The 14,861-nt window shown below is 60.0% G+C and carries 17 protein-coding genes; 12 read left to right on the forward strand and 5 right to left on the reverse strand.

Annotation, left to right across the window (positions count from 1 at the left end; translation table 11 throughout):
• Positions 1–43 precede the first annotated feature (43 nt).
• Together P9292_RS40425 and P9292_RS40430 are read right to left on the reverse strand one after the other, a co-directional pair.
• Entirely contained in the window at positions 44–853 is an 810-nt protein-coding gene (locus P9292_RS40425; RefSeq protein WP_250469686.1) for a DeoR/GlpR family DNA-binding transcription regulator, read from the reverse strand.
• A 109-nt stretch (positions 854–962) separates the two neighbouring features.
• The gene (locus tag P9292_RS40430) at positions 963–1,451 is read right to left on the reverse strand and encodes a PaaI family thioesterase (RefSeq protein WP_250509183.1); all 489 of its coding nucleotides are present in this window, start codon (positions 1,449–1,451) and stop codon (positions 963–965) included.
• Positions 1,452–1,525: 74 nt separating this feature from the next.
• On the opposite strand from P9292_RS40430, the gene P9292_RS40435 reads away from it, so the two are divergent.
• The gene (locus P9292_RS40435) at positions 1,526–2,869 is read left to right on the forward strand and encodes a PLP-dependent aminotransferase family protein (RefSeq protein ID WP_309965332.1); all 1,344 of its coding nucleotides are present in this window, start codon (positions 1,526–1,528) and stop codon (positions 2,867–2,869) included.
• 12 nt (positions 2,870–2,881) lie between these two features.
• Here P9292_RS40435 and P9292_RS40440 read toward each other — a convergent pair whose 3' ends face one another.
• Together P9292_RS40440 and P9292_RS40445 are read right to left on the reverse strand one after the other, a co-directional pair.
• The gene (locus P9292_RS40440; protein ID WP_244831764.1) at positions 2,882–3,616 is read right to left on the reverse strand and encodes a Crp/Fnr family transcriptional regulator; all 735 of its coding nucleotides are present in this window, start codon (positions 3,614–3,616) and stop codon (positions 2,882–2,884) included.
• A gap of 324 nt (positions 3,617–3,940) precedes the next feature.
• Positions 3,941–4,207: a hypothetical protein gene (locus tag P9292_RS40445; protein WP_309965335.1), complete on the reverse strand. Its 267-nt coding sequence runs from the start codon at positions 4,205–4,207 to the stop codon at positions 3,941–3,943.
• Positions 4,208–4,689: 482 nt separating this feature from the next.
• Between P9292_RS40445 and P9292_RS40450 the strand changes: the two genes are divergently transcribed.
• The 11 genes from P9292_RS40450 to P9292_RS40500 all read left to right on the forward strand — a co-directional run bounded on the left by P9292_RS40450 (position 4,690) and on the right by P9292_RS40500 (position 13,307).
• A complete protein-coding gene (locus P9292_RS40450; protein WP_250469837.1) occupies positions 4,690–4,992 on the forward strand; it encodes a flagellar transcriptional regulator FlhD in 303 nt (100 codons plus the stop codon).
• Between the two features lie 2 nt (positions 4,993–4,994).
• Entirely contained in the window at positions 4,995–5,576 is a 582-nt protein-coding gene (gene flhC, locus P9292_RS40455; protein WP_244831767.1) for a flagellar transcriptional regulator FlhC, read from the forward strand.
• A 107-nt stretch (positions 5,577–5,683) separates the two neighbouring features.
• A complete protein-coding gene (locus P9292_RS40460; protein ID WP_244831768.1) occupies positions 5,684–6,580 on the forward strand; it encodes a LysR family transcriptional regulator in 897 nt (298 codons plus the stop codon).
• 97 nt (positions 6,581–6,677) lie between these two features.
• A complete protein-coding gene (locus tag P9292_RS40465) occupies positions 6,678–7,691 on the forward strand; it encodes a succinylglutamate desuccinylase/aspartoacylase family protein (RefSeq protein ID WP_250469839.1) in 1,014 nt (337 codons plus the stop codon).
• A gap of 17 nt (positions 7,692–7,708) precedes the next feature.
• A complete protein-coding gene (locus P9292_RS40470; protein ID WP_309965339.1) occupies positions 7,709–9,067 on the forward strand; it encodes an MFS transporter in 1,359 nt (452 codons plus the stop codon).
• On the forward strand, positions 9,064–9,918 hold the full coding sequence (locus P9292_RS40475) for an MBL fold metallo-hydrolase (RefSeq protein WP_309965342.1): 855 nt from the start codon (positions 9,064–9,066) through the stop codon (positions 9,916–9,918). The genes P9292_RS40470 and P9292_RS40475 overlap by 4 nt, the downstream gene beginning before the upstream one ends.
• 159 nt (positions 9,919–10,077) lie before the next feature.
• Positions 10,078–10,641, forward strand: a complete 564-nt coding sequence (locus P9292_RS40480) for a thioredoxin family protein (RefSeq protein WP_309965345.1) — start codon at positions 10,078–10,080, stop codon at positions 10,639–10,641.
• A gap of 110 nt (positions 10,642–10,751) precedes the next feature.
• Complete coding sequence (locus P9292_RS40485) at positions 10,752–11,069, forward strand: DUF4148 domain-containing protein (RefSeq protein WP_309965347.1); 318 nt, start codon at positions 10,752–10,754, stop codon at positions 11,067–11,069.
• Positions 11,070–11,180: 111 nt separating this feature from the next.
• Positions 11,181–11,876, forward strand: a complete 696-nt coding sequence (locus P9292_RS40490) for a transcriptional regulator (protein WP_309965351.1) — start codon at positions 11,181–11,183, stop codon at positions 11,874–11,876.
• 43 nt (positions 11,877–11,919) lie between these two features.
• Positions 11,920–12,438: an RNA polymerase sigma factor gene (locus P9292_RS40495; RefSeq protein WP_244831775.1), complete on the forward strand. Its 519-nt coding sequence runs from the start codon at positions 11,920–11,922 to the stop codon at positions 12,436–12,438.
• The gene (locus P9292_RS40500) at positions 12,435–13,307 is read left to right on the forward strand and encodes an anti-sigma factor (RefSeq protein WP_309965354.1); all 873 of its coding nucleotides are present in this window, start codon (positions 12,435–12,437) and stop codon (positions 13,305–13,307) included. Before P9292_RS40495 ends, P9292_RS40500 begins: the two co-directional genes overlap by 4 nt.
• Positions 13,308–13,314: 7 nt before the next feature.
• Here the strand turns inward: P9292_RS40500 and P9292_RS40505 are convergent, their stop codons facing one another.
• Positions 13,315–14,778: a tyrosinase family protein gene (locus tag P9292_RS40505; RefSeq protein WP_309965357.1), complete on the reverse strand. Its 1,464-nt coding sequence runs from the start codon at positions 14,776–14,778 to the stop codon at positions 13,315–13,317.
• Positions 14,779–14,861 lie beyond the last annotated feature (83 nt).

Raw genomic sequence — 14,861 nt, forward strand, 5'->3', positions numbered from 1 at the left:
CCAACAAGGCAGATTGACGTTCAGGGCGTACCGCGCTTTCAACTTAAGTCTGCCTAAACTCCAGAATGCCGCTATCCCTTCGCTGCAATTGCAGACCGTTGCGCGACACGGTGTCGAGCGTCGGCGAATCGATACCGTCATCCATTATCAACGTGTCGGTATCGGCCACGCTTGCGAAGACTTCGCCGTTGCGCTCGTCGAGCAGCGGCTGATAAGCGACGACGACCGTCCGCTTGGCCGTACGTCTTGCCGCTTGCGCAACGCGTGCCTGCGCAGGGTCGGCAGCCAGCAAATTGCCGTCGCGATCGAGTCCCGACGCCTGAAGAATGCACAGATCGAGCGAATGACGCGCCACCGATGCCTCGGCGTCAGGTCCAGTCATGGCAGTTGCGCCATGCTCCAGTTGGCCGCCGGTCAGAAGTAACTCGCAATGCAGAAAGCGCTGCGCCATGCCGGCGACCGCGACGTCCTGCACGAGAAGCGACAGGTTGGCGCGGTCCGACAAAAACGGAATGATCTTGTGAATGATCTCTCCCGCTCCCAGCAAGAGTGCTTCGTGATCGCCCACGGCTTCAGCGGCAATGCGCGCGATCATGGTCTCGGACGCCTTGCGCGTGGCGCCATCCGACGCCGGCACAAGAATGTCGTCGCCCGTTTTCTGCACGAGATAGCGCGCCTTGCCAAACGAGCGCAGCAAATAACGCTGCTGCTCGAGATACGTCAGATCACTTCGAATGGTGACGCTCGAAACGTCGAACGCCTGACTGAGTTCCTCGACAGACACTTCGCCGCGCTTGCGCACAAGTTCGACGATCTGCAGCCGCCGCTTAAGCGAACTCTTGTTGGTGAGCATCGAATTGTCGAGTCGAAATGTCTTTTGTTCCGTAAGAGTCTAGTTTCGATTCGAAAGAAGGTCAAAGGCATTTCCCTTCGTGATCTGTAGGTGTTTTCCCGCTTGGTACTTAGCGGTTTTTTGCTAATGCGCCGCGCAATGTCATTACCGTGCTCGCGACGCTCGCCACGATTTTGCCGTCTTCGCGCTGAATGTCGCATCGGTAATGACTGATGGTCCTGCCGCGATGCTCGGCCCATGCGCGCGCCGAAAGCCTCGACTTCCACACGGGGCGCAGAAAGGTCGCCCTCAGGTCGATGCTCGTGAAGCTCTCCTCGATGTCCATCACAGTGGAATGCGCCGTGCCGATAGCCGCATCGGCGAGTTCGCACAAAAGACCGCCGTGCACGGTGCCTTGTTGATTGCCGTGAATGGCGCAATCGGCATCGAGCTCGATAACGGCCAGCGCTTCGCCTATTTCGACGATGCGAAACTTGAGCAGCGCCGATATCGCGGTGGGATAACGCATGTGCGTGACGGTATCGGCAGTGAGGCTGCCGTCTAGTTGACGCTTCAGGAACTCGAGGACGGGAACGTGGCGGTGTGCGCTATCGGTCATGTCGGCTCCAACTCGGTGTTTTGCCGAAGATAATCGCTTAAACTAGGACAATCAAATAATTGTCCTACATACACATGAGCGCAACGACACAGGTCAGGAAAGTTGCAGCCACGCTCGAAGCCGATATACGCAATGGCAAACTGCACCCGGGAGCGTTGTTGCCCACGCATCGGCAGCTTGCCACGCGTTACGGCATTGCCATCGCGTCGGCGACCAAGGTCTATGCGGAACTGAAGTCGTTGGGTCTAGTTGTCGGCGAAACCGGTCGTGGCACCTTCGTGCGCGACCGGCCGCAAAAACGCGAGTGGGATATCGGCGATGAAGCGCGGCTTTCAGGCAGCACCGCCGATTTGTCGTTCAATCATCCAACGTGGCCGGGTCAGGCCGACCTATTGCGCTCGATGTTGCGCGAACTCGCATCTTCAGGCGACCTTGCCGCGCTCATGCATCAGCAACCGCCTGGTGGCCGGCTTCATGAGCGCGCCATTGTCGCCAAGTTTCTGGCCAAAGCGCGTGGAATTCGCGTGGAAGCCGAGCAAATCTTCTTAGTGCTTGGCGCGCAGCAAGGTCTCGACATCACGACGCGCGCACTGCTCGAGCCGCACGATTCCGTTGCGGCTGACGCGCTGACTTATCCGGGATTCAAGATGCTCGCGCATACGCAAGGCCGCGTTGTGCATGCGATCCCCGCCCTGGATGACGGTCCCGATCTCGACGCGCTCGACAAGCTATGCCGCCGTCACCGCATACGCGCGATCTACACCATGCCAACCGTGCACAATCCGCTCGGCTGGGTGCTGTCGGCTAAACAGCGTCATCGTCTGGTCGAGAGCGCACGGCGTCACGACTGTATGTTGATCGAAGACGCCGCCTACGCGTATCTCGTGAACGACGCACCGCCGCCGCTCGTGGCGCTGGCGCCTGAGCGAACGGTGTATGTATCGAGTTTGGCCAAGAGTCTCGCAAGCGGCCTGCGCTTTGGCTTTATCGTCGCGCCAGAAGACTGCACGAGCCGCACCAAGGCCACGATCCGCGCAAGTTACTGGAGCATGCCGAGCATAGTCACCGCGATAGCCACGCGCTGGATGGCCGACGGCACCGTCGCGCGGCACGAAGTCATGCTGCGCCGCGAAGCGCGCCGCAGACAAGCGATCGCGCGAGACGTGTTCGCGAACATGGAGATGCTCGCGCACCCGTCCTCGCTGTTCCTCTGGCTTCGCTTGCCCGAAGTCTTGCGCGCGGATCGCATAGCGACGGCGCTGGCTTCGCAGGGCATCGCCGTATCGAAAGCAGAGTCCTATGCGACGACGCGGCATGCACCGCGAGCCTTACGTATAGGCTTGAGTTCAGTGCCCATGGAAACGCTCGAACACGTACTGAAGCAGGTACGCGACACCATCGAGCGCTTTCCAATCTGAGCGCTTTGGCCTTTACACCAGCGCCTCGGCTTGACGCGTGCGCGGCAGCATGCGTTCGAACTCACGCTTGACGATGCCGTAGCATTCGCACGCACGCTCTTCCAGACCGGCGCGGTCGAGCACCTTGATACAGCCACGGCTGTGATGGATCAGACCCGCGTCGTGCAGCTTGCCTGCGGCTTCCGTCACGCCTTCGCGACGCACGCCGAGCATGTCCGCGATCATTTGCTGCGTCACGCGCAGTTGATCCGACGGGGTGCGGTCCGTTTGAATCAGCAGCCAGCGGCACAGTTGCTTCGAGAGCGAATGGTGACGATTGCAAGCGGCCGTTTGCGCGACTTGCGTCAGCAGGGCTTGCATATACAGCAGCATCACACGACGCAGAAAGTCCGACTTGCCGAAGTGTTCACGCAATGCGCCCGCGCTCATGCGATACGCAAAACCCGCGCACTGCACTTGAACGCGCGTCGGCATAGTGTCGCCGCCCGTGAGCACCGGAACGCCCGTCATGCCTTCGCGGCCCACTGCCGCGACTTCCACCGAGCCGCCGTCTTCCATCGTATGCAGAAGCGAGACGATAGCCGTGGTCGGGAAGTACACGTGGTGAATGCGTTGTCCGGAATCGCAAAGCAACTGTTCCGTGCGCAACTGGACGAGTTCGAGATGAGGAGCGATTGCTTGCCATTCTTGCGCCGGAAGCGCGCCCAACAAATGGTTGCCGTGCAGGTCTGATTGAAGGCTCAACATGATTTTTGACTTTTTGGTCTGTGCGCATTGCGCTGTGCTTTTTTCTGGCCACTTGAGGTTTCGTGATCGCATCGGACGGCGATCATCGAAACCTCAGGGCCAGCCCCGTAGCACCGTTAGCCGCTTGTTCGATTCCCGTTCGCGACTATTTACCGTGCTTTGTCATACATAAGCGAGAGGCGTGCCAGGAGACCTCAATCCTCATACCAGCAAGGGGTCAGCCGGAATGTGCCGGGCCATACGAAGTGCGGCCGATGAAAAATGATTCAGTTTCGAACACGTTAAATCGCCGCTTAATGACCCTGCTTACATTTCAAGCGTCTTTCAGTGTTTCTCGAATACCGGTTTTAGCGTTTGCGCGCCTTTATCGGCCAGTGGTGCTTTTTTAATGGCAATGTTTTTGAGCCCGTTAAAGACTTGCTTCAAAATTGTTGCAGTGCTGCACGATAGATGCGCGCTGAAACCAAGATAGGGAAGAACTAGACTGCAGAACGCCCCGCCGAGGCAGGCGGTGCAAGCAATTGCGGCATCTCGGCGGTCCGAGCGCCTTGAGGAGAAGGGATGACAAAAACCCGGCCAAAATTGTTGCATTGCAGATACCCACTCTCGTTTTCGCCTGCCGACAACCTTCTGTAAAGAACCGCCGAATCACATCTGGATTCAAGTTTTGCGGAAACAATTCCGCCTCACGGGTGGTAACTCTGTCGTTTTCATACATCAGGCGAAAGAAATTTTTACGGAACATTTTGCCGAAAATGACTTTTTTAACGGTCGAATCCCTGAGCAGCATTTTCTTAAACCAGCGGAAATATTTACGATTGATCAGACTAGAAGCGTCACTGGCGGACCCATATTTCGTCCATGTGAGAAGATTCTTTCTCCGGACAGGACGCCAATAAAGTATTTATCTTCTTTCCATAAACGTTTGCCTACTCAAAAAAGTCCGATCGCAAAGGTTTGCCTCTGTAACATTGTGTTGCATGACAAATGGAATCGCCTCACAATCGGTTCCGTGCTCTGAAACAACTGATGTTTCCGACACTCCCCGTCACAGTCAACTTCGGTCCAACGCCATGACGCACGACAGCCAAACCCTCGATTCGATTCGTGAATTGAACCTGTCTTATCTGCTGCTTGCGCAGCGTGTGCTGACCGAAGACCGGGACGCGGCGCAGGCTCATCTCGGCCTGTCCGCCGAAATGGCTCAAACGCTGACGCAGTTGTCGCCCGACCAGACCGTGCGGCTGGCTTCGTCGTCGCAACTGCTGTGCTTCTTCCGCCTTGGCGGCGATGCGCTGCTCACAGGCCTCGCCAGTCTCACGGAACGCGCGCAAAGCGCTTCTGCCGCATCCAACGCATCGCTTCTGGTGGCCTGAACATGAGCACGACTGCATCGACGAAGAGTCTCGCCGACGACGCCAGCCAGGTGCTGCGCGCGGTTACGCTGATCAAGCTCGGCGCACGCATGCAAGTGCTCGAGTCGGAGTTTCCGAAGCTCTCGCGCGACCGTCTCATTCGCCTCTATCGCGAAGTGAAGGGTGCTTCACCGCCCAAGGGCATGCTGCCCTTCTCCGCCGACTGGTATCTGACATGGGGGCCGAACATCCATGCATCCATGTTCGCCAATGTCTATGCGTTTCTCGAAGCCAACAGCCGCGAACTGGACCGCGTCGATCTCTTGAGCCGCGCCTATGGTCTTTATGCCGAGCATTTCACGATGCAAGGCGAGCCGCTGCAAATGGACCTGACGCGCGCATGGACGCTGGTGCGCTTCAAGGAAGCCGGCATGCTGCGCCTCGCGGGCTGCAAGCGCTGCCACGGCAAGTTCGTGGCGCACTCGCAGGACATCACGACCGGCATGGTCTGCGGAATCTGCCAGCCGCCGTCGCGTGCAGGCAAGACCAAGGCCGCAAAGGCCGCGCGCGAAGAAAGCGCCGCGTTGCAGGCGCGTGCCGCATAACACCAAGCCTTCTTCCAAGGTCATTCGCATCGCAGTTCCTCGGGCAAAGTGAGAGACTTCTTCGTGTCTCTCACCGCTCACATGGCCGTCTCACGCCCGACCAACACATGGAACTGCGCCATCTTCGTTACTTCATTGCCGTTGCCGAATTGCGCAGCGTGCGCGCCGCATCCGAGCATCTGCATGTCACGCAGCCCGCCATTTCCCGGCAGATTCAAGATCTCGAACAGACCATCGGCGCGACGCTTTTCGAACGCACGCCGCGCGGCCTGAAGCTGACCGCTGCCGGCATTGCCTATCTCTCCGAAGCACGCGCGATCCTCGCCCATGTCGATGCCGCGAACCGGCTCGCGCATCGCATTGCATCGGGCGAACAAGGACGTTTGCGTGTGGGTTTCGTCGAGAATGCATCGTGGAGCGGTCTCGTGCTGTCCGCGCTCAACGCGTTTCAGCAGAACGCTCGCGACATAGCGCTCGAATTGCAGCCGATGAACACGCCCGAGCAACTCGATGCCATCGCCGCCGAACGGCTCGAAGGCGGCTTTTGTTACCGCTTCGGCGCGCTGCCCGATGGCTTCGCCAGCATCCGGCTGCTCGAACAGAACGTGGTGCTTGCGGTGCCCGAGCAATGTCCGCTCGCCGCGCAAGCCAGGGTGCGTGCAAGCGAGCTTGCCGCGCTGCCGTTCATCGCGTTTCCGCGACACGTCTATGCGGCCTACTATGACCGCCTCATCTCCGCGTGCGCCGAGCGCGGTCTCACGCTGAATATTCGCCAGGAAGCCTCCACCGAAACCGCGATTCTCTCGCTCGTCGCGGCAGGCGTCGGCGCGGCGCTCGTAAATGCGGCCAATCGCGAACGTCCGCCCGCACGCGTGCGCTTCGTCGAAGTGGAGGACCTGTCGGTGCCGTTGCCGCTCGAATTCTGCTTTCTTGCGCAGCATGGCAGCGCGGCATTGCAACGCTTCATCGAACTGCTCGAAGCGCAAAAGCACCCTGAAGCGTGATGCCCTGAAGGCATCGCCCGCTGCAGAAAACGGCATTGGCCAGCGGATATTTCGTCGGCAATAGTGGATACGAACCTACTCGATTCGAGATCCGCTCATGTCCACTACAGCCTCGCTCATTGCAACCGATATCGACTACGAACGCCACGGTTTTCAGACCGGCACACTGCGTCTACCGTGGTCGCATGACCGTTCCGCATACGGTCATATCCCCATTCCGCTCGCCGTCCTGAACGCGGGCGACGGCCCCACGGTGCTTCTTACCGGCGGCAATCACGGCGACGAATATGAAGGCCCCGTCGCGCTGATGAAGCTCATGCAGCGCATGCCATCGCTTTCGATTCGAGGTCGTATCATCGTCATACCGGGGCTGAATTTTCCGGCGTTCGTGAATGGCTCGCGCACATCGCCTATCGACGGCGGCAATCTCAACCGGCTCTTCCCCGGCTCACGTCACGGCAAGCCGACCGAGATGATTGCGCATTATGTCGAGACAGAACTGCTGCCGCGCGCCGATGTCGTCATCGACCTGCACGCGGGCGGCGCGAGCTTCGAACATGCGCCGACACTGCTTGCATCGCCGCCATCGGGCGATGCCGCACGTCGCGCGCGCTATCTCGATCTGGTGCGCGCGTTCGGCGCGCCCTACACCATGATCATGGATCTGCTCGGCGAGGATCGCACCTTCGCAGCCGCGGCCGAACGCCACGACACGCTCTTCCTATGCGGCGAATTCGGCGGCCATGCCGGCTGCGACGCGGCAAATCTCGCTATCGTCGAAAGCGGTTTGCAGCGCGTGCTGCATCGCCTCGATGTATTGCACGATGCGGCGCACGATGCGCCGCCCAGGACGCGTTATCTACGCGTGGAAGGCACGCAGCATTACGTGTATGCGCCGCATGCGGGCGTCTTCGAACCCGCCTTCGCCTTGAACGACGAAGTGCGCTCGGGTCAGCTCGCGGGCCGTCTCTTCGATCCACAAGAACCGTGGCGCGCGCCGCGCGAAATCGCATTTCGTGGCGATGGTCGCGTGATGTGTGCGCGCACCTTTGCCCGCGTCGAAGCTGGCGATTGCATTGCGCTTCTTGCCGCCGAAGCATCCCTCGACTGATTTCAAGGAGCATTCGCATGAGCGCTCATCCGCTTGCGTCGGCTTCTAACGCCGATGCCCCGCTCGACGTCCGTCATCCGCTGTACGTCGTGCTGTTGTTCTTCACGTGCTTCGCGTTTTCGTATCTGGACCGTCAGATCGTCAGCATTCTCGTGCAGCCGATCAAGCTCACGCTCGGCATCACCGATACTCAAATCGGACTGCTGCAAGGCTTCTCGTTCACCATGTGCTATGCGACTGCGGGTGTGTTCGTCGCGCGTCTCGTGGATCGCGCCAATCGCGTCAGGCTGATCGCCCTATGCGTCGCGATCTGGGCCATTTCCACGGCTCTTTGCGGCTTCGCGACGAGCTTCACGGAACTGCTGTTCGCGCGCGCGGGAACAGCCATCGCGGAAGCGGCGCTGAGTCCTGCGGCGCTCTCCATCTTCAGCGATATCTTCGCGCCGCGTAAGGTCGCGCGAGCGAGCAGCGTCTTCATGCTGGGACCGTATATCGGCGGCGGGCTTGCACTTTTCGGCGGCGGCATGCTGCTATCCGCCGCTGGCGGCGACGTGAGTACATGGCTCGCCGCGCATGGCTTTCAGCCGTGGCAAGCGGTTTTCGTGCTCGTCGGATCACCAGGACTCGTGCTGGCAGCACTCGTTGCCTTGACAATTCGCGAGCCGGCAAGACGCGAAGCCACGACTATCAGCATCGCCAATACGGATTTTGATGAAGCCCTGCCCTCGCTACGCGAAGTGCTCGCCGAACTGTTCGTGCGCAATCGCTTCTGCGCACCGTACTTCGCCGCTTATGTCGCGCTCATCACGCTGTTCTATTCGCATGCCGCGTGGTTTCCCACCTTGCTCATGCGGCACTTCCATCTTGCGCCCGCCATGGTCGGAAAGATGGCCGCGCCTGCTTACATGATCGGCGGCATGATGGGCGTGGCGCTTGCTGGCATGCTCGCCGCGCGCGTCACCGACGAACGCACGCTACACAAAGTCCTCCTGCTGTCGACATGCGCCGTGACCGCGCTGGTGCCCGCCGCCATCGCCATGCCGCTCGTGACCAACAGCACGCTCGCGATCTTGCTCTACGGCGCATGTGCGCTCGCCGCGAGCATTGCGATGGCGCTCGCCCCTGTGCCGCTGCAAATCGCCGTGCCTAATCGCATGCGCGGCCGTTCGATCGCGCTGCTCGTCTTCATGACCAATGCGATAAGCGGCGGCGTCGGTCCGCTCGCGGTAGGCTACCTCAACGAGCATCTCGCGGGTGCGCATGCCGGCTTAGGCACGGCGCTCGCCATCGTCGGCGGTGTATCCGCGCTTGCGAGCGCCCTGCTTTATGCATTGGCGACGACGCGCATTGCATCGACTACGAGGAAGAACGCATGAACACAGCGCTCGACTGGCGTCTTAACGAAATGCGGGTCACGCGTATCGACGAAACGGAATTTTCGTTAAGGGCCGACGTGCTGTTTCCCAACGAAGATTTGGCGAGCATCGGTTCGGACAATCAGCAAGTGACGCTACGCACACATCTATGGGTCGTCGAGATCGACGGGCTGACGCTCGTGGTGGATACGGGCATCGGCAACGGAAAGCCAAGACCCTTCAGTGCGCTATTCGACCGGCTCGACAACCCTGTACTGCAGCGTTTCGAAGCGGCGGGCTTCGACCGGCATCGCGTGGATTATGTGCTGCTCACGCATTTGCATGTCGATCACGTCGGCTGGAATACGCATTGGGAGAACGGGCGCTGGACGCCTGTGTTTCCCAACGCGACTCATGTATTCAGCGAACGTGAGCGCGCGTTCTTCGACACGCCCGCGGGCGCACCGCGACGCATGGTGTTCGATGACAGCGTTGCGCCTTTGATCGATGCGGGCATCGCGCTTACCGTGCCGGACGAAGGCGCAATCCTTCGCGAAGGCATCCGCTTTTGGCCAACCTTCGGGCATAGCGCGGGACACATGGCGATAGAGATAACGTCCGGCAACGAGCGTGCGCTCTTCTCGGGCGATGTCATGCATAGCCCGTTGCAAGTATCAAGACCGCAGTTCGGTTCGACCTTCTGCCTTCGACCTGATCTTGCACGCGCTTCGCGCGAATGGCTCTTGAACCATGCAGCCGAGACGAATGCAACGGTCTTTCCCGCGCATTTCCCGATGACCTCAGCAGGCAAGGTGCAGCGCATCGGCGATGAATTCGTCTGGCGCTATCTTGCGTTCAACGCGAGCCATTGAGCTTGCGCTACAGCGTCGTCATGCTGATGCCTTGCGGATACGCTTCGTATCACAGCGTATCCGCATCCTGAAGCGACACACGCCGATTCATAACCACCACAAGCGAGATACACCGCCGCGATCCAATACGACCTGACATCGACTCCAAAGGAGTAAATCATGTTCAGTCGTTTCAGGATCGCCGCTGTTGCAGCGGGCATCGCGGGCAGCGCGGCGTTCGCGGTCTTTGCATCCACTCATGTCTCGTTGCCCGCTACCGCAACCGTAGCGAACGGTGCAAACGCGCCGGACTTCAAGGGTATCGACAACTGGTTCAACAGCGCGCCGCTCGATCTTAAGCAACTGCGCGGCAAGGTGGTGCTCGTCGAGTTCTGGACTTTCGACTGCATCAATTGCGCTCACACGCTGCCCTACGTGAAGGACTTGCATGCGCGCTATCGCGACAAAGGACTCGTCGTGGTGGGCGTGCATTCGCCCGAGTATGGCTTCGAACGCGATACGGGCAATCTCAGGAAAGCCATCGTTCGCAATGGCATTGAATACCCCGTTGCGCAAGACAACGAGTTCGCGACATGGCGAGCCTATGGGAATCGATACTGGCCAGCGTTCTATCTCATCGATCAGAACGGCAAACTCGTCTATAGCCACTTCGGCGAAGGTCAATACGCGCAGACCGAGGAAAAGATTCGCGCACTGCTCGCACGTGACGACAAAGCGAAGTAACCAACCCTCAGTCAGCAAGCACGTTCATGCCGAAAATTCTCGGGAATAGATTTGCCGCAACGGTTGTTTGTCTACATGCAAGCCCATTAAACACGCTCAAGGAGCCGAACATGAACCTCGTCAAACTCGCCGCTGTATCCGCCGCACTCGTCCTCTCCTCAGGCGCTTTCGCGCAGAGTCTCACACGCGCCGAAGTCCGCGCACAACTCGTTCAGGCCGAGCAAAACGGCTCGCGACTCGTGGTCGATGCCTCGTATCCCGACGTCAGCCCGATCTATCAGAACCAGGTTGCGCATGCGAATTCCGCGGATACGACCTCATACGGCGGCGCCGCGTCCACGAGAGACTCGGGCAACGCACGCATGAACATGAGCGCCTCGCAATGCGTGGGGCCCTACAGCTTCTGCCATATCTACGCCGGTTCCTGATGGCCGCAAGCTCGCCCGCCGCTGCATCGAAAAATATTTCGCGTCTTGCGGAATAAACGCGGCGTGGCGCTGTTTGCGTCATTGACCCGATCCTCGAACAGGCCCGCAATCGTGAATCCGCCCTCTGAAATGCGTCTATCCGAAGCCGATGTCCAGGCTTTCGCGGACGGCGTGCTCGCGTCGGAACGGACCGAACGCTTGCACGCCTATCTGGCGCGGCGGCCGGACGAAGCGCGCAGAGTCGTGTTTTACGATCGACTGAACGTGCAACTGCGTTCGATGTACGACGTCAGCCACGCTCAACCAGCATCGCGCCGTCCCACGATCGACCTGCGCTTCCGGTTACTCGCGGCGATCCTGGCGTGTTTCGCGCTCATGATTTCGGCGATCTGGGTCACCGTGCGCGTCCCTGACGCGGCACTCGAACGCGCAGCTGTCGAAGCACTATCGATAGATGCACCAAAAGCGACAACGCCCGTTCCCGCCGCTGCCGCGCCCGATCTTTCGTCGCTTGGATTTCGCGCTAACTGCATACGCAACGTGACGCTCGGCGCTTTCTCGACGGTCAGCGTAATCACCTATCGCAACGCTTTAAATGAACCGCTCGTCCTGCTCTCGATGCGCGCACCCGCGGCATCCATGCGAACGCCGTGGCAGGCGCATAGAATCGATGCGGCGCGCCTTCTCGAATGGACTTCGACCGCTGGCGTGCGCACAGTGGTGGGCGCTAGAGCGGGCACGCAAGGACTGATGCGCGCGGCCGACTTGCTGGCGAAGCAACAAAACATGCAAGGGAATGCCTCGTGAACGCCCGCGCCGACAATCGAACCGCCCGCTGCAAGGAGCCGCAATGAGCGTGCGAGACCAATTGATGGACCACGTACCGCGTTTGCGGCGCTATTCGCGTGCGCTCATCCGCAATCAGGAACTCGCCGACGATCTCGTGCAGGACACGCTCGAACGCGCCCTGCGCAACACCGAAAAATTCGAATCCGGCACCGACCTGCGCGCGTGGCTTTTCACGATCATGCACAACGTGTTCGCCAACCAAACGCGCCGTGCGGATGCGCGAGCCGTGCATGTCTCCGTCGATGAAGAAGCTATCGACGAAAGCGAGTTCGCGGTGGCTAGCCGCGACACGCAATCGCTGGAAATGCGCGATCTCGACTATGCGCTGCAGCGTCTGCCCATCGAACAGCGGCAAGTGGTGCTGCTCGTCGGGCTCGAAGAGATGAGCTATGCGGAAGTGGCGCTCGCCCTCGAAATACCGCTCGGCACGGTAATGTCGCGGCTTTCGCGCGGACGCGAGCGGCTTCGCGCGCTAATGGCAGGCAAGCAGGACAGCGCTCAATTGAAGGTGGTGCGATGAACAGACAATCGACTCCCGTCAGCGAGGACGAAATCCAGGCTTACGTGGATGGCGTGATCGCCGAACAACGGCGCGAGGAAATCGATCGGCTGCTTGAAACCGACGACGCGCTCGCGGGCCGCGTGAGCGACTACTTTTCGCTCAACAGCATGCTGCATGAACGGTACGATCGCGTATTGCAAGAGCCGCTGCCGCAACGTCTCGTGCTGCCGCTCGAATCGGCATCCAGCACTGTCACGAAGGTCGATGCGGGTCGACGTGAAGCCGCGAATTGGCCGCGCTTTGCGGGACTTGCTGCGGCACTCGTGCTGGGTATCGGCATCGGCGTGGGCGGCATGTTCAGCGAAACAGCGCGCGACATGCTCATGCCGAATGGCGAGAACACTTCGCTTCGTCACGTCAGCCTCTCCCGCGACGAATCGTTCGCGCGGCAATCGGCTATCGCCTATGTCACGTATGCGCCGATGGTCACGCGTCCCGTCGAAGTCGGCGCGGATCAGGAAGAAGAACTCGTGAAGTGGCTATCGAGCCGCCTCGGCACCGACGTGCACGCGCCCGTGCTCACGCGCGTGGGCTTCAATCTGATGGGCGGCCGTCTCTTGCCCGGCGATGAAGGTCCTATCGCGCAGTTCATGTATCACGATGCCAATGGCGAACGCATCACGCTCAACGTGTCTCATCGCAAAGTGAGCCGCGACGTCACCGCGTTCAAGCTGTATCAGGACGGCTCGGTCAACGTGTTCTATTGGGTCGATGGCGACTTCGGCTATGCGGTATCGGGCGCGATTGCACGGCCGCAATTGCTCGCGGTGTCGCACGACGTGTACGAGCAACTCACCGCGAGAAACGGACAGAAATCAACGCAGTGAGCGCGGCTTATGGGGCATCCGCGGCAAGTTCGACGCGCATCTCGCCGATGGATATCGCCGTTCCCTTAACCGCATTCACACCGCTCACGCGCACGAACGACACGACCACTTCATTCGGGTTCGTCACGCCCGCGCGCGCGAGCAATTCAGTCACGGGAAACTCGATCGAGCTGCCGCCGTGATGCGTCGCTGTCGATACCTCGAACGCGCCGAGCGTGCCGACGAAGTGAGCATCGCGTTGAGCATCCGGGTCGCCGGTTGCGGGCAAATTCACATAGACGTTGTAGAAGAATCCGCCGGCACGTGCCGCCGCCGGCATGGACACGCCGTCCAGCACGAGATTCACATGACGAAATCCCGAAGCGGCGGGCCTGGCCGCTTGCGATTGCGACTGCGCTTGCGATTCGATCGCGCTGCTGTCGTCCGCTTCCGGAGCCACGGCAAGCGTATCGCGCAGCAACGTGGCATTGGCGGCTTGAAGCGCAATGCGCGCGCTGATGGAGTTGTCGGCAAGGGCCACGCCCTTCACGCCGCCAAGCGAACGCCGCGTGGATGACACCGTGCGCCCCGCGCTTGCGGTAAAGGTGCCTATCTGAGGACGTCCGCTTATAGGTGACATTTGCGCCTGAACCCGAATGATTCCGCCGCGTTCTGCTTGCGGTGGCAAGATGACTGGAACGGTATCGTTGGCGTAATCGTATCCCAGCCCCGTGGTCGTCCGCGTCTTGGCCTTCGTCATCGTGAGGTTGGTCGCATACGTGAAGCTGCCGGACCAGTACTTGTTGTTGGCTGCAGGAACCTTGCTCGTCGAGCGCAACGACCACGCATTCCACAGGCGGTCGAGGTTCGCATGATGCAGATAGAAAATGGGATCGAGCGGCGCGGTCATGATATCCGCCATGTATCCGCCGATGATGTCATGCACCGGATTGTGCGGTGCATTCTCCAGTTTAGTCTCGAACGCGTTGCTCGTGCCACGCTGAAAATTGGCGACGCTGCGCGCGAACGGGCTCAAATCGAGCGCCTGATAGACGTTCGTGTTCACACGCGATGTGTATAAGGGATTGCCGCTCGCGGTATCGGTGAATTCGGAGGGCATCACGGGATACGTGTAGTAATCCCAGTACGGAAGCGTCAGCGTGTTATCGCCTGACACAGTGCGCAGTTGTTGCTCGAAGTAATAGATATAACCGCGATGCCACGTCAGGAAGTACGCCACGCCATGCGGGCAATAATTCGAATGCACGTTGCTCCAGTACTGCCATGATGCCGGTTTGCTGCTGTCGGCCGTGGCTCGCATGGTGCGGATGGCATTGAGAAACGACGCGTAGTGAGGCGTTGTCTTGAAGACTTGCCATTCGAGCCGTATGACATTGGGCGTCGCGGCGAAACCGAGTTCGGGTATGGACGCAAGCGCAAGCGCCGACGCCGTCCCCGTGACGAACGAGCGCCGGGTAATCGTGGAAGCCATGTTTGTCCCCTCGCGCCCGCGGATTGCCCGCGAACGCTCCGCGTCCGACTCTTCTAATGAGTCAGCCGACGTGGCAGTAGTGA

This window comes from Caballeronia sp. LZ001 (assembly GCF_031450875.1).
Lineage (GTDB): Bacteria > Pseudomonadota > Gammaproteobacteria > Burkholderiales > Burkholderiaceae > Caballeronia.